At 69.3% G+C, this 17642-nt stretch carries 16 protein-coding genes; 3 read left to right on the forward strand and 13 right to left on the reverse strand.

Annotated features, from left to right (window positions below; all coding sequences use genetic code 11):
- Positions 1-154 precede the first annotated feature (154 nt).
- A complete protein-coding gene (locus tag HYN04_RS07440; protein WP_110450172.1) occupies positions 155-2617 on the forward strand; it encodes a TSCPD domain-containing protein in 2463 nt (820 codons plus the stop codon).
- Positions 2618-2761: 144 nt separating this feature from the next.
- Here HYN04_RS07440 and HYN04_RS07445 read toward each other — a convergent pair whose 3' ends face one another.
- A complete protein-coding gene (locus HYN04_RS07445; protein ID WP_110450173.1) occupies positions 2762-3970 on the reverse strand; it encodes a PQQ-dependent sugar dehydrogenase in 1209 nt (402 codons plus the stop codon).
- 303 nt (positions 3971-4273) lie between these two features.
- Positions 4274-4594 carry a DUF6665 family protein gene (locus HYN04_RS07450; RefSeq protein WP_110451343.1) on the reverse strand — a complete coding sequence of 107 codons (321 nt, stop codon included), beginning with the start codon at positions 4592-4594 and terminating at the stop codon, positions 4274-4276.
- An 85-nt stretch (positions 4595-4679) separates the two neighbouring features.
- On the opposite strand from HYN04_RS07450, the gene HYN04_RS07455 reads away from it, so the two are divergent.
- Positions 4680-5231, forward strand: coding sequence for a pentapeptide repeat-containing protein (locus tag HYN04_RS07455; RefSeq protein WP_110450174.1), 552 nt, complete (start codon positions 4680-4682; stop codon positions 5229-5231).
- An 8-nt stretch (positions 5232-5239) separates the two neighbouring features.
- Here the strand turns inward: HYN04_RS07455 and aspS are convergent, their stop codons facing one another.
- The 11 genes from aspS to HYN04_RS07510 all read right to left on the reverse strand — a co-directional run bounded on the left by aspS (position 5240) and on the right by HYN04_RS07510 (position 16711).
- The gene (gene aspS, locus HYN04_RS07460) at positions 5240-7018 is read right to left on the reverse strand and encodes an aspartate--tRNA ligase (RefSeq protein WP_110450175.1); all 1779 of its coding nucleotides are present in this window, start codon (positions 7016-7018) and stop codon (positions 5240-5242) included.
- A 106-nt stretch (positions 7019-7124) separates the two neighbouring features.
- Complete coding sequence (locus tag HYN04_RS07465) at positions 7125-8444, reverse strand: serine hydrolase domain-containing protein (protein ID WP_162599586.1); 1320 nt, start codon at positions 8442-8444, stop codon at positions 7125-7127.
- 79 nt (positions 8445-8523) lie between these two features.
- A complete protein-coding gene (gene parC, locus HYN04_RS07470) occupies positions 8524-10767 on the reverse strand; it encodes a DNA topoisomerase IV subunit A (protein WP_110450176.1) in 2244 nt (747 codons plus the stop codon).
- A 79-nt stretch (positions 10768-10846) separates the two neighbouring features.
- Positions 10847-11578, reverse strand: a complete 732-nt coding sequence (gene recO / locus HYN04_RS07475; protein WP_110450177.1) for a DNA repair protein RecO — start codon at positions 11576-11578, stop codon at positions 10847-10849.
- A gap of 4 nt (positions 11579-11582) precedes the next feature.
- A complete protein-coding gene (gene era, locus HYN04_RS07480) occupies positions 11583-12515 on the reverse strand; it encodes a GTPase Era (RefSeq protein WP_110450178.1) in 933 nt (310 codons plus the stop codon).
- Positions 12512-13219, reverse strand: coding sequence for a ribonuclease III (gene rnc, locus HYN04_RS07485; protein WP_110450179.1), 708 nt, complete (start codon positions 13217-13219; stop codon positions 12512-12514). The genes era and rnc overlap by 4 nt, the downstream gene beginning before the upstream one ends.
- Positions 13216-13980, reverse strand: coding sequence for a signal peptidase I (gene lepB / locus HYN04_RS07490; RefSeq protein ID WP_110450180.1), 765 nt, complete (start codon positions 13978-13980; stop codon positions 13216-13218). Before lepB ends, rnc begins: the two co-directional genes overlap by 4 nt.
- Positions 13981-14053: 73 nt before the next feature.
- Positions 14054-14455, reverse strand: a complete 402-nt coding sequence (gene acpS / locus HYN04_RS07495) for a holo-ACP synthase (protein WP_110450181.1) — start codon at positions 14453-14455, stop codon at positions 14054-14056.
- Entirely contained in the window at positions 14452-15210 is a 759-nt protein-coding gene (locus tag HYN04_RS07500; protein ID WP_110450182.1) for a pyridoxine 5'-phosphate synthase, read from the reverse strand. Before HYN04_RS07500 ends, acpS begins: the two co-directional genes overlap by 4 nt.
- A complete protein-coding gene (gene pyrE, locus HYN04_RS07505; protein ID WP_110450183.1) occupies positions 15207-15791 on the reverse strand; it encodes an orotate phosphoribosyltransferase in 585 nt (194 codons plus the stop codon). Before pyrE ends, HYN04_RS07500 begins: the two co-directional genes overlap by 4 nt.
- A gap of 23 nt (positions 15792-15814) precedes the next feature.
- Positions 15815-16711, reverse strand: a complete 897-nt coding sequence (locus HYN04_RS07510; RefSeq protein ID WP_110450184.1) for an EamA family transporter — start codon at positions 16709-16711, stop codon at positions 15815-15817.
- 101 nt (positions 16712-16812) lie between these two features.
- Between HYN04_RS07510 and HYN04_RS07515 the strand changes: the two genes are divergently transcribed.
- Positions 16813-17640, forward strand: a complete 828-nt coding sequence (locus HYN04_RS07515) for a TauD/TfdA dioxygenase family protein (RefSeq protein ID WP_110450185.1) — start codon at positions 16813-16815, stop codon at positions 17638-17640.
- Positions 17641-17642 lie beyond the last annotated feature (2 nt).

The raw sequence follows: 17642 nt of genomic DNA on the forward strand, positions 1-17642 counted from the left end.
CAGCTTCAACGCGGGCGGACTATAGGTCGGGCGGCTCCCAGCGTCCAGCGACGAGACGCCCCCAACATGTTGTGGATGCCCGCCCGAGGAACCGCAACATCTGTTGCCGCCTCCCCCCGCCCGCCCTAACCTCACGCGACTGGAGGCCGTATTCATGCAGACCCCGCCCGTTCTTGAGCCCCGACAGGTCGAACTGCGGGACCGATGCGCAGAGGTGATCGCGCCGGTCGGCTGGACAGACGCCCAGACCGAGGCCTGGATCGAGGTCCTGGATGGGGCCGAAGACCTTGGAGCCGCGATCGAGGGCCTGGCCACACGCATCGCCACCCAGCTTTCCGGCCGGAGCCAGACGGGCGGACGGGGAGCCGATTCCGGATTCCGGGACCGCCTGTTGGCCCTGATGCTGAACGCCGCCGCGGCGATCGGCCGGCCGGGCGCCGCCGCGCCGGAGGTCCTCGACGCTGACGACCCCGGCCTTGCGGCCCGACTTGAAGCCCTGGCGGCAACCCAAAGAGGCGAACGTCTTGCCCATTCCGTCGCGCTCAAGGCCTCTGCTGCGATGCAGGGTGTCCTGGACGCCGTCTCCCGGTGCGAGGGGGATGCTGCAGCCTGCGCCTCCCCCTCGGACAATCCGGGCCTCGCCCGCGCCATTGAGCGCGCCCTTGCGTCTGGGGCGCCTGAGCCCCTGGTCAGCGAGGCCCTCGAGCTTGCACAGGCCGGACGGACGACCTGGACGGCGACCCTCCCCGAAGCCTCGGAGGACCGACTGCGGCGGGTCCTGACCACACAAAAGCCTGCCCCGGGGCTGAGCCGCCTTGTCACCTCTGGCGTCGGCCTGGCGGACAGCGCCGACACCGCCAAGGCGCTGGTCTCTGCTGTCCCCGGCGTGCGCGGCGCCGTCAGCCTCTGCGCCTTCGGACTTGGGGAAGATTTCGACGCGACCGCCTTCGGCAAGGCCGTCGCCGACCTGGCCCTGGCCCTCTCCGCCTCCGGAAAGCCGGGCCGGATCGCCCTTGCCGGACTGGGAGACTGGCTGTTGGCCCAGGGCCTCGCCTATGACTCCGACGCCGCACGCAAGGCCGCCAGGGCGATTTTCAAGCGCGCGCGCCGGGCCCTGCCGGAGGGACTTGATGTGGGCCTCGCCCTCTTCGAGGACCCCGAACTCGCCCTCCGCCTTGGCGGCGCCGACCCGTCAGGGGCGCCCTCGCCGGGCGTAGTCCTGGAGATCGAGACCTCGGACGGTGTCCTGATGCGGACCCTGTCAGGTCCCGCACTGCGGGCCCTCCATCTCCTGGGCCTGGACCCGTCGACGGCGCGGCTGCACGCCCTGGGCGCCCGGGACCTGACGGGCCTGCCCGGGATCGACCGCGCAGCCCTGGAGTCCCGGGGTTTCACAGACCACGAGATCGCGGCCGTCGAATCCGCCCTGCCCTTCGCCGGGCGGCTTTCCGACGCCCTGTCGCCGCAGGTGATCGACCCGGGCTTCCTGTCGGATGTCCTGGGACTCTCAGAGGCGGAGTTCGCCGACCCGGCGCTGGACCTGGCGGTCCGGATGGGTTTCAGCCCGGACCAGATCGCCCAGGCCGACGCCGCCCTCGCCGGTGCGGGCCGCCTCTCGGACCTGCCCGGCCTGAGCGAAGCCCAGGCGGCGGTCTTCACCGTCGGCGCAGAGGCAGGGCCGGCCGCGCGACTGGCCATGGCTTCTGCACTCGCCTCCCACCTGGCCCTGCCCCCTGTCATCGCCATCGACGCCGCCTCAGGCGCCGGGGTCGAGGACCTGCTTGCGGCCCTGCCTGAGGCGCCAGGAACCGTGCTGCAGGTCCGCCTGCGTCCCCTGCCCCTCCACCTGCCGCCCATTGCGGAGCGCGAGGCGCCCCGGGCCGCAGAGCCTCCGCCCTCCGCCGGCGAGCGCATCGTCGAGGAACGGATCATCGAGCGCCACATCGAGGTCGAACGCCCGCCAACGCGCCGCAAGCTTCCGGACCGCCGCAAAGGCTACATCCAGAAGGCCTCGGTGGGCGGCCACAAGGTCTATCTCCACACCGGCGAATACGACGATGGCGAACTCGGTGAGATCTTCATCGACATGCACAAGGAGGGCGCCGCCTTCCGGTCGCTGATGAACAACTTCGCGGTCTCGGTCTCGCTGGGCCTCCAGTACGGCGTGCCCCTCGATGAGTTCGTAGACGCCTTCGTCTTCACCCGCTTCGAGCCGGCTGGACAGGTGACCGGCAATGACGCCGTCCGCTCCGCGACCTCGATCCTGGACTACATTTTCCGCGAGCTCGGCATCTCCTATCTCGGCCGCAACGACCTGGCGAACGCCGATGGCGAGTTGAACGCGGACGGCCTGGGCCGCGGAGCCGCCGATGGCCAGCCCCTGGAGGATCCCGAACCCCAGCCCGCGTCACGGCTCATTTCCCGCGGGTTCTCCCGGGGGGCGGCGCCCGACAACCTCGTCTTCCTGCCGACGGCGCAGGAGCGCGGCGCGCTTGGGGGACTGCGCAGGGACGCCGACGTCTGCCCGGACTGCGGCGACACGGCCCTGGTGCGAAAGGGGGCAGACCTCATCTGCGACACCTGCGGCGTCCGCGCCGAGGGCGACCTCGCCGGCTGACGGCTCTGCATCAATTGAGCCAGATCACTTCGCGGCCGCTTGGGCGTTCCACCCGTGAGCAGACCTTCCCGCTTCCGCTCGGTAAAGCTCAAGGTCGGGCCAGTCCGCTGTGCGCCAGGCGTCACTCCTGGACAGCCCCTTGTGTCACTTCTTGGGCGTCAGCTTCACCAGCATCCCGTCGGAGCCGCGCAGGCCATCGGTGAGAAGATAGATTGAGCCGTCAGGCCCCTCCTCCGGCTCGCGAATGCGCGAACCCAGCGCGAACTGGTCGCCCTTCGTGACCTCGGGTCCGTTGACATCGACCCTGACCAGACTCCGACTGGACAGACCGCCGATGAAGATATCGCCGCGCCACTGCGGCCAGAGCTTGCCGGAGTAGACCATCATACCCGCGGGCGATATGGCGGGATTCCACCAGACCTTCGGCGCTTCAAAGCCGTCGCCAGGGCGATGATCCGGGATCGCCGCCCCATTGGTCGGCGGGCGCGGGTAGTTGTCGCCATTGGAGACGACCGGCCATCCGTAGTTGCGGCCGGGCAGGATCAGATTGACCTCGTCGCCGCCCAGAGGGCCCATCTCCTGCTCCCACAGGTTGCCGTTTGCGTCGAACGCCAGGCCGAGGAGGTTGCGGTGGCCATAGGTCCAGATGGCGGGATCACCGCCGCGCGCCGCCAGGGGATTGCCAGCTGCCGGCGTGCCGTCGTCGTTGAGGCGCAGAACCTTGCCTGAGAGGATTTTGATATCCTGCGGCTCCGTGCGCTGGAAACCGTCCCACTGCTGGCGATCACCGACGGCGAACAACAGCTTGCCCTCGGGCGAGAATGCGATGCGGCCAGAATAGTGGCCCGCCTTCGCGTCATACTTGGGGCCTCGGAAAAGCGCCTGCACGTTGCGTAGCGACGGGGCGTCTCCGTCTTTGAACACGCCGCGCGCCAGGACCACGCTTGAGTCCTTCCCGGCGGCTTCCGAATAGCTGAAGTAAACCATCCGGTTCTTGGCGAACCGGGGGTGAAGCACGACATCCATCAGTCCGCCCTGTCCCTGGGATGTCACGGCGGGGACGCCGGTCACGGCCTTCCGCTGTTTGCCGTCTGCTGAGAGCATTAACAGCTGGCCAGCCTTCTCGGTGATCAACATGCGGCCGTCGGGCAGGAAGGTCATGGCCCAGGGCTGGTCGAGGTCGGCGATTTCCTCGATCCGGAACGGCGCGTTGGGTGGGGCTGAGGGCTCCGCCAGGGCCGAGACGGCGGCGACGGCCCCGCCGGCCAGCACCAATGCGCCGGCGAGCGCAATCGCCCACGGACGAGGAGAACGGTCCGGCTTGCTCGCAACAGTCGAGGTCGGCTTGATCATGGGCGGTCACCTGTCGAGGGGTTAAGATCGTGGCCCGCCGCGAATACCGCCGTGCGCATCTCGCCAATCGACGACCCTGTCTTCGCTTCGATGTTTCTGAACGGGTTCGCTATTGCCTGTTCCGGATCGCTCACGACGCCTCCAGTTTTGCTCGCCACCCCGGACATTTAGTTAGCTGCACGCGGCTGACAATGACCGCTTCGGGTCGAATCTCACCTTTGGCTCGGCATCCGCAAGCGGACCCTCACCGAGCCGTCCCCAAGGGGTCTACCCAAAGGGGTCTACAACGTCAGGTTCTGTCCACTAGCGAGCACCCAGACGCACCAGCACGGCCCGGGGAATTCCCAGGTCGGTGATCACCTGCCTCTGGTCCCGCAGCCCGCAGGACTCACGCTGGATGAAGAGGCTCCAGACCGCCTCGGCCGCCGCCTTCAGAAGGGCGTCGCGTCCTTCGCGCTCCAGGGCTTCAGGGTCGGTCAGCCGGGAAAGGGCCGCCTCCGCGCGGCTCCCGGCGCGCCCCAGGGCGGCGGCGGCCTCGGACATCATCTCGGCCTCGAGAACGCTCAGACCGGTGTCACGACCCGGATCAGAACCCTGCCCGAGGCGGGGAGGACGCAGGCTCATCATTCAGCTCCCGCAGAGGCGATTTCCACTCACAGTTACAGCAATTTAAGTGGCGGGACAGGCCTTGCGGCGTCATGACCCGCCGATGTCCGCGTCTGTATCGAGCCGCTTCGCCCGGAGCGTGTCCATCCTGCTTTCCGCCGGCGTCCTGGCCCTTCCCCTCGGCGCTCAGGCCCTGGTCCTGCTGGGCGGCAAGGATATTCCCCGCGCCGTAAGCTTCGGCGGTCCCTGTGTCGGCTGCGACCTGTCCGGGCGGGCCCTTGTCGGCGCCCACTTCCTCGGTGCGGATTTCTCGGGCTCAGCCCTCATCGGAGCGGACCTGCGCCAGGTCCGCCTCCTGGGGGCTGACTTCAGCGGCTCGGATCTGTCCCGAAGCGACCTCAGCGACGCCGAGATCACCGGCGCCGACTTCGACGGTGCGCGCATGAAGGACATACGGCTGGACGGCGCCCGGATCCGGGGCGCCAGCTTCGCGGGAGCCGACTTCGAGGGCGCCAGCCTGCGGGGCGTCGTTTTCTACGGGGTCGACCTTGGGGGCGTCCGCAACCTCCGGCAGGAGCAGCTAGACGCCGCCTGCGCCGTCGGCTCCGTGCGCCTGCCCAGGGGCATGGTCCTGCGCGCCTGCCCCCGGGACTAGCCCCGGCCTCAGACCTTGATCGGCGGGGCCGTGCGGATGTGCAGCTCCTTGAGCTGCTTGTCCTCCACCGGCGACGGCGCGCTCATCAAGAGGTCCTGGCCCTGCTGGTTCATCGGGAAGGCGATGACCTCGCGGATGGCGGTCTGTCCAGCCAGCAGCATGACGATCCGGTCGATGCCGGGCGCCAGGCCGCCGTGCGGCGGGGCGCCATAGCGGAAGGCGTTGAGCATGCCGCCAAAGGCGCTTTCCACGTCCTCCGCCCCCATGCCGACGATCTCGAAGGCGCGCAGCATGACGTCCGCCCGGTGGTTCCGGATGGCGCCTGAGCACAACTCATAGCCGTTACAGACGATGTCGTACTGGTAGGCGAGGATGTCGAGCGGATCGCGGGTGTTCAGCGCCTCAAGCTCGCCCTGCGGCATGGAGAAGGGGTTGTGGGAAAAGTCCACCAGCCCCGTCTCTTCGTTCAGCTCGAACATCGGGAAGTCGACGATCCAGACGAACTCGAAGCGGTTCTCGTCCACCAGGCCGAGCTCGGTCCCGACCCGGGTGCGGGCCTGGCCGGCGAACTTGGTGAAGACCTTCGGATCGCCGCCGACGAAGAAGGCCGCATCGCCGACCTTCAGGCCCAGCTGTTCGCGGATCGCCTCGGTGCGCTCGGGGCCGAGGTTCTTGGCGATCGGACCTGCGCCGCCCTCCTCGCCCTCGCGCCAGAAGATGTAGCCCAGGCCCGGCTGGCCCTCGGACTGGGCCCAGCTGTTCATGCGGTCGCAGAAGGCCCGGCTGCCGCCGCCCGGCGCCGGGATGGCCCAGATGGCGTTCTTCGGGGTCTCCAGCATCCGGGCGAAGACGCCGAAGCCGCCGCCCCGGAAGGGCTCGGAGACATCCTGCATGACCAGGGGATTGCGCAGGTCCGGCTTGTCGGAGCCGTACTTCTGCATGGCCTCCCGGTAGGGGATGCGCGGGAAGGGATAGGGGGTGACCGGCTTGCCCTCGGCGAACTCCTCGAAGACCCCGTGCATGACGGGCTCGATGGCGGCGAAGACGTCCTCCTGGGTCACGAAGCTCATCTCGACGTCGAGCTGGTAGAACTCCAGGCTGCGGTCGGCGCGCAGGTCCTCGTCCCGGAAGCAGGGGGCGATCTGGAAGTAGCGGTCAAAGCCCGAGACCATCAGCAGCTGCTTGAACTGCTGGGGAGCCTGGGGAAGGGCGTAGAAGGTCCCGGGGTGCATCCGCGAAGGCACCAGGAAATCCCGCGCGCCTTCGGGCGACGAGGCCGTCAGGATCGGGGTCTGGTACTCCAGGAAGCCCTGTCCGATCATCCGGTTGCGGATCGAGTGGATGACCTTCGAGCGCAGGACGATGTTCCGGTGCAGGGTCTCGCGCCGCAGGTCCAGGTACCGGTGCTTGAGCCGGATTTCTTCCGGATAGTCGGGCTCGCCGAAGACCGGCAGGGGCAGCTCGGCGGCCTCGGACAGGACCTCGACGGCCCGCACGCGCACCTCGACCTCACCCGTGCCAAGGTTGGGGTTCACGGTCTCCGGAGTGCGGGCCACGACCTCTCCATCCACGCGGATGACGCTCTCGGCGCGCAGGCGCTCGATGGTCGCGAAGCCGGGGGTCTCCGGCGCAAAGACCAGCTGGGTCAGGCCGTAGTGGTCACGCAGGTCCACGAAGACCAGGCCGCCATGGTCACGCTTGCGATTGATCCACCCCGACAGGCGGACAGACTGGCCGGTGTCGCCGGCGCGCAGGGCGCCGCAGGTGTGGGTGCGATAGGCGTGCATGGGGTCGCAAGGGCTCCGGAATCCAAGGCGCGGAAGGGCGCATGCAAGGGGCGGAAAGTCAAGGTTTCCGCCCCTTGCGAACGCCGGCCGAAGCGCGTGCCGAAGCCTACTTCTTCGGGTCGACCAGGGCCTGGTAGGTCAGGGTCCGGGCCGCGGTGCCGAGGTCCTCGCCGCCGGTGCCGCCGAGGCGCTGGATCATGCCCACGAAGTAGAGGTCGTTGGTCGGATCGATCCAGAACCAGGTGCCGGCCGCGCCGCCCCAGCTCATGGTGTTGGCGCCCTCAAGGCTCCCGGAAGCCCGGGGATCGAGGTTGACCATGAAGTCCAGGCCGAAGCCCACCGCCTCATTGAAGCGCGAGCCCGAGGTGCCGTTCGAGGTCACCAGCACGCTCTTCGGGATGACGTTCGTCCGCATCAGCTCGACCGCGGCCGGGGAAAGGATGCGGGCCCCTTCAAGCTCGCCGCCATTCAGGATCATCTGTGAGAAACGGCCATAGTCCGAGGTCGTCGAGACCAGCCCGCCGCCGCCGGACTCCATGGTGGGCGCCTTGGTGTAGTCCGGGGGCGGATTATCGAAGATGGCGGTGGCGAGTACGTTCTGACGGGTCTTGGGATCCGTCATGTAGAGGGTCGCCAGCCGATCCGTCTTGCCGGCGGGAACGTAGAATCCTGTGTCGACCATCTTGAGCGGGCGGAAGATCCGCTCCTCCATGAAAGCGCCCAGGGTCTGGCCGCTGATCCGCTCGACGATGGCCCCCTGGATGTCGACGGACACCGAATAGGACCAGGCGGTTCCCGGCTGGAACATGAGCGGGATGTCTGAGATCCGGGTGATCATGTCATTCAGCCCGTTGGCGCCCAGCACCCGCTTTTCGCGGAACATGCGGTCCACGGGGTGGCGATCGCCAAGCCCGTAACCAAAGCCCGCCGTATGGCTCATGATCTCGCGCATGGTCGGCGGACGCTCGGCGGGAACCGTGATCATGTTCCCCTTGTCGTCCACCCCGGCCATGACCTTCAGGTTCTTGAATTCGGGGATGAACTTGGTCACCGGGTCATCCAGCTTCCATTTGCCCTCCTCGTAGAGAATCATCATGGCCACGCCGGTGATGGGCTTGGACATGGAGTAGATGCGGAAGATCGTGTCCTTATCCATCGGGGCGCCGGTGGCGAGGTCCTTCTTGCCGTAGGTCTTGAAGCCGACCACCTGCCCGTGCCGAACCAGCAGGGTCGTCATGCCGGAGACCCGGCCATCGGCCACCACCTTGGCCATGGCGTCATCCAGACGCTTCAGGCGGGCGGAGTCGAAGCCGACGGCCTCGGGCTTCACCTCGGCGGCCTTGCGCGGGGCCGCCAGGGCCTGGGGCGCGGAAATGAGTGCAGCGACGGCGACAGCCGACGCCAGGCTTCGGAAAAACTGAGTCAATGGAATCCCCCCTATCGAATGGAGGGCAGACTAGCCGCGCGGCAAGGCCGCCGCAAAGACGCGATTTGAGTCCCCGTCCTCAGCCCGGCCGGAAGCGCCGGCTCGTCGGGAATCCGCGGGGCGCCAGACGACCGGCCCCTGCGCGGCGTCCGGACCAGTCACGCCAGTCTGGCCAGGCACGGGTGCGGCCGGCGGAGTCGATCCAGGCCGCCCCCTCCTCCGCCCGAAAGACAAGGGCGTCCCGGAGCCCGCCCTCGCGGTAGGCCTGGAGCTTGACCCCCTTGCCTCGGGGCATATCGGGCAGTTCCTCCAGGGGGAAGACCAGGATCTTGCCGTTGTCGCCGACCACGGCGACCTGGTCGCCCTCCACCGGCAGGGCGAAGGCGGCCCCGCCCTTGCCCACGGTCAGGACCTGCTTGCCGGCCTTGCGCATGGCCACCGCCTCGGCCTCTGGCAGGAGGAAGCCGTAGCCCTCCTTCGAGGCGACAAACCGCTTCGCTCCCAGGCGGTGCGGGAAGACCGCCACGATTTCGGTCCGGTCATCCAGCTCCAGCATCAGGCGGACGGGTTCCCCGTGTCCGCGTCCCCCCGGAAGCTTGTCGCAGGCCAGGGTGAAGAACCGGCCATCGGAGGCGAAGAGCAGCAGCTTGTCGGTGGTCTCGGCGGGAAGGATGAAGCCCTGGGCGTCGCCTTCCTTGTACTTGATCTCGGAGGGGTCCTCGATGCGGCCCTTCACCGACCGGATCCAGCCGCGCTCGGACAGGATGACGGTGATGGGCTCACGCACCACCAGGGCCTCCAGGGCCGCGTCGGCGTCGACGGAGGGCGCAGCCTCGAAGGTGGAGCGCCGGCGCGTCAGGGCGCCATCCTTCTCCAGCAGTTCGCGGACGTCGCGCAGGCCCACTCCGACCAGCTTCCACTGGGCGCGGTCTGACCCCAGCAGGGCGTTCAGGCCGTCGCGCTCCTCGGCCAGCTCGGCATGCTCGCGACGGAGCTCCATCTCCTCCAGCCGGGCCAACTGGCGCAGGCGGGTGTTCAGGATGGCCTCGGCCTGGAGGTCGGACAGGTCGAAGGCCTCGATCAGCCGGGCCTTGGGCTCGTCCTCCTGGCGGACGATCCGGATCACCTCGTCCAGGTTCAGGAAGGCGATGATCAGGCCGTCCAGGATGTGAAGGCGGGACTCGATGCGCGCCAGCCGGTGCCGGGCCCGTCGGACCACCACCTCGCGCCGGTGGTCGAGGAAGGCCCGCAGAAGGCCCTTGAGCCCCATCACACCCGGCGTCCCCCGGGCGTCCAGGACGTTCATGTTGACCGGGATCCGGGCCTCGAGGGCGGACAGCCTGAACAGGCTCTCCATCAGGACCTCGGGCTCCACGTTCCGGGACTTGGGTTCCAGCACGAGGCGGACGTCCTCGGCGCTCTCGTCCATCACGTCGCCCAGCAGGGGCGCCTTCTTGGTCTCGATCAACTCAGCCAGCTGCTCGACCAGATCGGCCTTCTTCACCTGGTAAGGGATCTCGGTGACGACGATGCGCCACAGGCCCCGCCCGAGGTCCTCGCGGGTCCAGCGGGCCCGGACCCGCACCCCGCCCCGTCCCGTCTCGTAGGCTTCCCGCAGGCTCGCCGCGGACTCGACGATGACCCCCCCGGTGGGGAAGTCCGGACCCGGCGAGATCGCGAGGAGCTCGACGGTCGAGATGTCGGGCTGCTCCAGCAGGCGCAGGCAGGCCTCGATCAGCTCTGATACATTGTGCGGCGGGATGGACGTCGCCATGCCCACGGCGATGCCGCTGGAGCCATTGGCCAGGAGATTGGGGAACCCCGCCGGGAGGACGACTGGCTCTTCCTCCTCGCCGTCGTAGGTGGCGCGGAAGTCGACGGCGTCCTCGTCTATGCCCTCCAGCAGGAGCTGGGCGGCCAGGGTCAGCCGGCACTCGGTGTAGCGCATGGCCGCTGCGTTATCGCCGTCGATGTTGCCGAAGTTCCCCTGCCCGTCGACCAGGGGGTAGCGCTGGGCGAAGTCCTGCGCCAGCCGGACCAGGGCTTCATAGACGGCGGAGTCGCCGTGCGGGTGATACTTGCCGATGACGTCGCCCACGACCCGGGCGCATTTCTTGGCCGTCGAGGTCGGATCCAGCCGGAGCTGGCGCATGGCGTAGAGCAACCGGCGGTGCACGGGCTTCAGGCCGTCGCGGACGTCCGGAAGCGCACGGCCCGTGATGGTCGACAGGGCGTAGGCGAGGTACCGCCGCGACAGGGCCTCGCTCAGCGGCTCATCAATGGTGCGGTCGCCCTCGGGGGGCGGTGCAAGGGTGTCGGTCATGAGGCGATCGGCGGCGAATCGGCGGCGGCGCCGCCCGCCCCTGCTTAGGCCGGGCGTGCGGCGGCGTCATCCCGCGCGATCAGAGCCGGCCCGCCTCGGTCAGCTTGTCCACAAGCCAGACCCGCGCGGCCGGAAGCGGACGGTTCAGCGCCGAGAACAGGCACCGGTCCAGGAAGTGGCCGGTGAGGGCCAGGCCGTCGCCGATGTCGCCAGGCGACAGCCCCCCCTGGGCGGACAGGAGGAAGGGCGGCAGGCGCAGGAGCCGGTCCCTGTAGGGCTCTCCAGCGGCCCGGCTCACCGCCCTCCCCGTCCGGGGCGACACCCAGACCAGGTCGTCGACCGCGCCCGTCGCGGCGCACCGCGACAGGTCCAGTCCAAAGCCCAGGGCCTGGAGGACGCCGGCCTCGAAACGGATGTAGACGGCGGGCCAGATCTCCTCGTGCCGAAGCGCGCCCGACAGGGCCTCGAAGGCGGCGAAGGCGCCAGGCTGGGGCTCGCGCTCGGGCAGGACCCCGGCGGCCACGGCGGCGGCGGAGCCGAGCCCCGCCAGGGCCAGGGGATCATCGAACAGGTCCGACGGACCGGCGCCGGCCGCCTCGAGGGCCGCCGAGCCCAGCTGCTCGCTGGTCCGGGCCCGGAAACGGGCGGTGACGCGGCTGCCTGGCTGCAGCAGGGGCCGGATCCGCCGGGAGCCGCCGCCGGCGACGAAGGCCGGATAGCGGCCGTGGCCGCGGGTCAGGAGCTCGGCGATGGCCCCGTTCTCACCATGCGCGCGGGCCGACAGGACGAAGGCGTCGTCCTCGAACTCCACCCCCTCAGGCCTCGAAGTCGAGGCCGACGTCGCCGTAGAACTCCCGACGGTCGGCCCAGCGCTCGTCGACCTTGACGGTCAGGAACAGATGGACCGGCCGGTCCAGCAATTCGGTAAGTTCCTCGCGCGCCTTCTGGCCGATCCACTTCAGGGTCTGGCCGTTCTTACCCAGCACGATGGGACGCTGGCTCTCGCGTTCGACATAGAGGGTCTGGTCGATGCGGACCGAACCATCCTTGCGCTCGCTGAAGCCGGTGGTCTCCACTGCGGCCGCATAGGGCAGCTCTTCGTGGACGCGCAGGTAGACCTTCTCGCGGGTGATCTCGGCGGCGAGGAGGCGCACCGGCAGGTCAGCCGTCTGGTCGGCGGGGTAGAGCCATGGCCCCTCGGGGACGAGTTCCGCAAGCCTCTGCAGCAGGTCGTCCACCCCCGAGCCATCTGCGGCCGAGATCATGAAGACCTCGGAATAGACCCCCGTGTCGAACAGGCGGGCGGACAGGGCCAGGAGGCGCTCGCGCTTGATCCCGTCGATCTTGTTCAGGGCCAGGATCGCCTTGCGGCCGGAGGTGCGCAGGCCCTCGATGATGGTTTCCACGTCCTCGTGGGCCTTGCGGTCGGCGCCCCGCGCCTCGCCGGCGTCCAGGGCCAGCTCCGCCTGGACATCCACCAGGTGGACGACGGCGTCGGCCTCCTCCGCCCCACCCCAGGCCGACCGGACCATCGCCCGGTCCAGGCGTCTGCGCGGGGTGAAGATCCCGGGGGTGTCCACCAGCACGATCTGGCTTTCCCCGGACAGGGCCACGCCCCGGACCGGGAAGCGGGTGGTCTGCACCTTGCGGGTGACGATGGACACCTTGGCCCCGACCAGGCGGTTGGTCAGGGTGGACTTGCCCGCATTGGGCGCGCCGATGATGGCGGCGAAACCGGCGCGGGTCATGGCTGTATCTTCTCTCTCTTCAGGAACTGGGCGGCGGCGACCTTCTCGGCCTCGCGCTTGGAGCGTCCGGCGCCGGCCGCCGGGGCCAGGCCCGGCAGGCGGGCCTCGATGGTGAAGCGGGGATCATGAGGCGGCCCCTCCGCGCTGACCACCACATAGTCCGGCGGCGGCAGGCCCAGGCCCATGGCCCACTCCTGCAGCCGGGTCTTCGGATCGCGGTCGGGCTCCCGGTCCAGGGCGTCGGCGAGGTCGCGCCAGCCAGTGCGGAAGAAGGCCCGGGCCGCCTCCGCGCCACCGTCCAGGTAGAGGGCCGCCATCAAGGCCTCGCAGGCGTCGCCCAGGACCCGCTCGCTGTCGCGGGCGCCCACCTTGGTGGCGCTGGCGTCCAGGCGCAGGGCGTCCGGCAGGCCGACGGCGCGCGCCACCTCGGCGCAGGCCCCGGAATTGACCAGCCGGTTCAGCCGGCGGGCCAGGTCGCCCTCGCGGGCGGCGGGATAGGCGGCCAGCAGGTGCTCGGCCGCCATCAGGTTCAGGATCCGGTCACCCAGGAACTCCAGGCGCTCATTGTCCCGGCCAGGCGAACCGCCATTGCCGACACTGGCGTGGGTCAGGGCGCGCTCCAGCAGGTCGCGGTCCGAAAAGACATGGCCCAGCCGCGCCTCAAGGGCCTCCACGGCCGCCCTGCGCCTGTCCGGCCGGGTCAGTGCAGCACCTTTCCGAACCGACTGGGCCGCAGGTTCAGGACCCAGGTCCAGGGCTTGAAGATCGAGGCGCCCGGCGACCAGGACAGGAGGACCAGTCGCGCCCGGCCGACCAGGTTCGCCTCCGGCACCAGGCCTACGCCGATCTCGGGCGGAAGCCGGCTGTCGGCCGAGTTGTCGCGGTTGTCGCCCATGAAGTAGTAATGACCGGGAGGCACAACGACCTCCGGGGTGTCGTCAAGGTCGCCGCCGGTCCCGAAATCGTTGGTCATGTAGCGCCGCCCGCCAGGCAGGGTCTCCTCGACCCGGGCCACGGGACGCACCAGTCCGCTGCCGCCAGTCTCGGTGACGATCTCCTTCTGCACCCGCTCGACAGGCTGGCCGTTCAGGTAGAGAAGCCCCTGGCGCATCTGGACCCTGTCGCCAGGCACGCCGATCAGTCGCTTGATGTAGTCGGTCCGGCCGTCCCTCGGCAGCTTGAAGACGATGATGTCGCCGCGCTCCGGCGCCTTGGAGAGAATCCGGCCCTCGAAGAGCGACGGGCTGAACGGAATGGAATGACGCGACCACCCATAGTCGAACTTGGTCACGATCACGTAGTCGCCCTCGTACAGGTTGGGCTCTTCCGACGCCGACGGAATGGTGAAGGGCTGGAACAGCAGAACCCTCAGGAACAGGGCGATCAGCAGGGCCACCGCGACGGTCTTGAGGATCTCGATCGTCTCGTTGCGGTCGCCCGGAGGCGTGGCGGTCGTCTCGGTCATTGGGATTCCGGATCAGGTTTCCGCCCGGACATACCGCAAACCGGCTCGCCCGCACGTGAAAACTTGGCAAGCGCTAGGCTTCGGGCAGGGCCTCGATGATGACGAAGGCCTGGGCGTAGGGATGGTCGTCGGTCATCGAAAGGTGGATGACCGCCCGATGACCCGGCGGGGTCATTTCCGCAAGGCGGGCCGCCGCGCCCCCGGTCAGGGCCAGGGTGGGCTGGCCCGACCGAAGGTTCACCACCCCCATGTCCCGCCAGAAGACGCCCCGCCTCAGGCCAGTGCCCAGGGCCTTGGCGCAGGCCTCCTTGGCGGCGAAACGCTTGGCGTAGCTGGAGGCCGCATCAGGCTTGGCCTCCGACCGGCGTCGCTCGATCTCGGTGAAGCACCGGTTGCGGAAGCGGTCGCCGAAACGGTCCAGACTGGCCTGGATTCGCCGGATGTCGCTGAGGTCGGAGCCGATCCCGAGGATCACGCGCCAACTGCGCCCCGGGCCGCGTCCATCCGCTCGCGCATGCCGCGGATCGCGGCCGGCAGTCCGATGAAGACCGCCTCCCCGATCAGGAAATGCCCGATGTTGAGTTCGCACATCTCCGGCAGGGCGGCGACGGGGCCCACCGTACCGAAATCGATCCCGTGCCCGGCGTGGACCTCCAGTCCGGCGGCGTCGGCACGGCGCGCGGCGCGGGCCAGCTGGGCCAGGTGGGACGGGGCGTCAGGGTCGCCGGCGCGGACGGCGTCGCAGTAGGGACCGGTGGTGAACTCGACCACCTGCGCCCCGGCGGCGGCGGCGGCGTCCACCTGGTCGTCACGGGCGTCGATGAAGCAGCTGACGCGGACGCCCGCCCCCGAAAGGCGACGGACCACGGGCGCGATGCGGTCAAATCCGCCGGCCAGGTCCAGTCCGCCCTCGGTGGTGACCTCCTCCCGGCGCTCGGGCACCAGGCAGGCCGCATGGGGACGAAGCTTGAGCGCCAGGACCTCCATCTCCTCCGTCACCGCCATCTCGAAATTCAGGGGACGCTCCAGGCGGACGCAGAGAGCCGCCAGCGCGGCGATGTCGGCGTCACGGATGTGCCGCCGGTCCTCGCGCAGGTGGGCCGTGATTCCGTCCGCCCCTGCGGCGATGGCGACTTCGGCGGCCCGGAGCGGGTCGGGATAGCTCTCGCCCCTGGCGTTCCGCAGGGTCGCAACGTGGTCGATGTTCACCCCAAGGCGGAGGCGGCTCATTTCGAAAGCCGCCGGCTGCCCGGATCCTCGATGGGGATGGCCGCCAGCTCGGGCGGAAGCTGATCGGCGGGATAGGCCGGGACGTCCAGTTGGGCCAGCGAGACCAAGGGCGCGCCGGGGTCGGCCCGACCACCGGAACGGTCGACGATGCAGGCCGCCACGACGACGTTCCCTCCCGCCTTGCGGATCGCCTCGACGCATTCGCGGGAGGACAGGCCGGTGGTCACGATGTCCTCGACCATGGCCACCCTGGCCCCCTCGGGGATCTCGAAGGCGCGGCGCAGGCGGAACTCGCCCCCTTCCCGCTCGACGTAGACCGAGGGGACTCCCAGGTGACGGGCCGTCTCATATCCCGGGATGATGCCGCCGACGGCGGGCGAGACGCAGATGTCGACCGGCCCCACGGCCGCGCGGATCTTCTCGGCCAAGGCGCGGCAGAGGCGCTCGGTGCGGTCGGGGTGCTGGAAAACGAGGTTCTTCTGGAGGAAGACCCCTGAATGCAGGCCGCTCGAAAGCACGAAATGGCCTTCGCGCAGGGCGCCGGCGGCGCGGAATTCGTCGAGGACCTGTTCGGTGTTCATGGGGCGCTCCTTGCGCGCCCGGATTAGCCCACGGCGCCAGTCCTGTCACGCCGCAGGGGGAAGCCCGGAAGCGTGTTCAGCGCCAGGCCGCCGATGACCAGGGCGGCGGCCGCAAGTTTCCAGGGCGGCAGGGGCTCTCCCAGGGCCAGGGCCGAGGCGGTGAGGCCGAAGACGGGCACCAAAAGGGCCCAGGGCGAGACCACGGCGGCGGGATTGCGCGCCAGCAGCCAACCCCAGACGGCGTAGCCGAAGAGGGTGTTGCCGAAGGATTGGTAGAGAAGTTCAGCCCAGACCACGGGGGTCATGGTGGCGACCGAGGCGACCATGGCGGGGGCGCCCTCGAACACCAGGGCCAGGATGAGGAGGGGCGGGATGGAGAACAGGCTGGCCCAGACGACAAAGGCCAGGCTGGGCGCCTCTGGCGTCGCCCTCTGGACCATGTTGCCGAGGGCCCAGCAAAGGGCGGCGAAGAGCACAAGGGCGAGGCCCAGCGGGGTCGTCACGGCGTCCACGTGGCGCAGGATCAGGGCGAGGCCGGCCGCCGCCAGCAGCAGGGCCAGGCCCTGCCGGGGCGTGAGCCTCTCCCCCTTCAGCCAGATGGCGAGGCCAATGGTCATGAAGACCTGGCTCTGCACCACCAAGGAGGCGAGTCCTGGCGAGATCTCGCCGTTGATGGCGAAGTAGAGGACCCCAAACTGGCCGACCCCGATCAGGACGCCGTAGGCGGCGAGGTTGCGCCAGGGAACCTGCGGACGCTTCAGGAAGAAGGCCGCGGGCAGGAAGGCGAAGAGGAATCGCAGGGTCGCGAAGGTGAAGGGTTCGAAGTGCGACAGGGCGGATTTGATGACCGCGAAGTTCGTTCCCCAGACCGAAACCACGGCGAGGGCGAGCAGGGCTTGTCGCCAGGACAGTCCGGTCATGTTGCGCCCTCCCCGCGCCTCGGCGGTGAAAGCGGCTTTCGGCCGGCTTTGCAAGCCTCGCGCTTGCGGGCAAGGTGCGCCGCCGTCTGAGGGAGGACTGAATGAGCCTGACCATCCGCAAGGTCGCCGGGGCGCTGGGCGCCGAGATTTCTGGCGTCGACCTGTCGCAGGACCTGCCCGATGCGGTGATCGCGGGGATCCGCGCCGCCCTTGTCGAACACCAGGTGATCTTCTTTCGCGACCAGGCCCTCAGCCCCGGTCGCCAGGTGGCGTTCGGCCGGCGTTTCGGCCCGCTGAACATCCACCCCTATGTGAAGGGTATGGAAGCGCACCCCGAGGTGATGGAGATCATCAAGGAGCCCGGCGACAAGACCAATTTCGGCGGCGGCTGGCATTCGGACACTTCCTTCCTCGAGCGTCCGGCCATCGGCTCCATCCTGCACGCCATCGAGCTGCCCGAATGGGGCGGCGACACCCTTTTCTCCAGCCAGGTCGCCGCCTGGGACGCCCTGTCGCCGGGCCTGAAGGCGACGCTGGAAGGGCTGCGGGCGGTCCATTCGGCAGGCCGCGAATACTCCCCCCAGGGCCACTCGGCCCAGAAGCGGGCTTCCATGAGCGTGACCGAGGCCGAGGGCGCCGTGGGCGAATACATCCACCCCGTCGTGCTCGTGCATCCGGAGTCGGGGCGGAAGGCGCTGTACGTGAACCCCGCCTTCACCCTGCGGTTCGAAGGCTGGACCAAGCGCGAGTCCCGGCCCCTCCTCGACTTCCTGTTCGAGCACTGCCGCTACGAGGGCTTCACCTGCCGTTTCCACTGGCGGCCGGGCTCGGTGGCCTTCTGGGACAACCGGCAGGTCTGGCATTTCGCCCTGAACGATTACCCGGGCCAGCGCCGGCACATGCGGCGGGTCACGGTGGATCCGGCCTGAGC

Origin of the sequence: Phenylobacterium parvum, assembly GCF_003150835.1 — a bacterium.
In the GTDB taxonomy this organism is placed as follows: domain Bacteria; phylum Pseudomonadota; class Alphaproteobacteria; order Caulobacterales; family Caulobacteraceae; genus Phenylobacterium; species Phenylobacterium parvum.

Coding starts and splice junctions, on each gene's coding strand:
- HYN04_RS07440 (WP_110450172.1), top strand. CDS start 155: ATGCAGACCCCGCCCGTTCTTGAGCCCCGACAGGTCGAACTGCGGGAC.
- HYN04_RS07445 (WP_110450173.1), bottom strand. CDS start 3,970: ATGATCAAGCCGACCTCGACTGTTGCGAGCAAGCCGGACCGTTCTCCT.
- HYN04_RS07450 (WP_110451343.1), bottom strand. CDS start 4,594: ATGAGCCTGCGTCCTCCCCGCCTCGGGCAGGGTTCTGATCCGGGTCGT.
- HYN04_RS07455 (WP_110450174.1), top strand. CDS start 4,680: ATGTCCGCGTCTGTATCGAGCCGCTTCGCCCGGAGCGTGTCCATCCTG.
- aspS (WP_110450175.1), bottom strand. CDS start 7,018: ATGCACGCCTATCGCACCCACACCTGCGGCGCCCTGCGCGCCGGCGAC.
- parC (WP_110450176.1), bottom strand. CDS start 10,767: ATGACCGACACCCTTGCACCGCCCCCCGAGGGCGACCGCACCATTGAT.
- era (WP_110450178.1), bottom strand. CDS start 12,515: ATGACCCGCGCCGGTTTCGCCGCCATCATCGGCGCGCCCAATGCGGGC.
- lepB (WP_110450180.1), bottom strand. CDS start 13,980: ATGACCGAGACGACCGCCACGCCTCCGGGCGACCGCAACGAGACGATC.
- HYN04_RS07500 (WP_110450182.1), bottom strand. CDS start 15,210: ATGAGCCGCCTCCGCCTTGGGGTGAACATCGACCACGTTGCGACCCTG.
- pyrE (WP_110450183.1), bottom strand. CDS start 15,791: ATGAACACCGAACAGGTCCTCGACGAATTCCGCGCCGCCGGCGCCCTG.
- HYN04_RS07510 (WP_110450184.1), bottom strand. CDS start 16,711: ATGACCGGACTGTCCTGGCGACAAGCCCTGCTCGCCCTCGCCGTGGTT.
- HYN04_RS07515 (WP_110450185.1), top strand. CDS start 16,813: ATGAGCCTGACCATCCGCAAGGTCGCCGGGGCGCTGGGCGCCGAGATT.